The sequence below is a fragment of the Microbacterium sp. GbtcB4 genome, from assembly GCF_019091465.1.
Lineage (GTDB): Bacteria > Actinomycetota > Actinomycetes > Actinomycetales > Microbacteriaceae > Microbacterium > Microbacterium paraoxydans.
In genome coordinates this window covers 1-235 of the sequence record NZ_JAGXJJ010000603.1, presented here as the reverse complement: position 1 = coordinate 235, position 235 = coordinate 1, and the positions used below count along the sequence as shown (strand labels likewise).

The following is a 235-nucleotide window of genomic DNA, read 5'->3' as shown; positions in this document are numbered from 1 at the left end:
GTCGGCCGTGTAGTTCGACACCGCCCCGTGCCGCACGTGCCCGCCCGTGCCGTGGGCGCCGAACGCCCCGACGGTCTCCTCCAGCGGCACCGGCTCGTCGTCGATGTGCGCGTAGTAGAGGTCGATCTCGTCCACTCCGAGGCGAGCGAGCGATGCTTCGGCCGCCCGACGGACGTTGCCGGCGGACAGTCCGCGGAAGGCCGGGTGCTGGCTGGTACTGGTCGCGACGACGACT

At 71.9% G+C, this 235-nt stretch carries 1 protein-coding gene; it reads right to left on the bottom strand.

The features are described 5' to 3' along the window. Positions 1 to 235 (bottom strand): aldo/keto reductase (locus KVS71_RS18970; protein WP_217585306.1); only part of this gene is annotated, 235 nt, incomplete at both ends.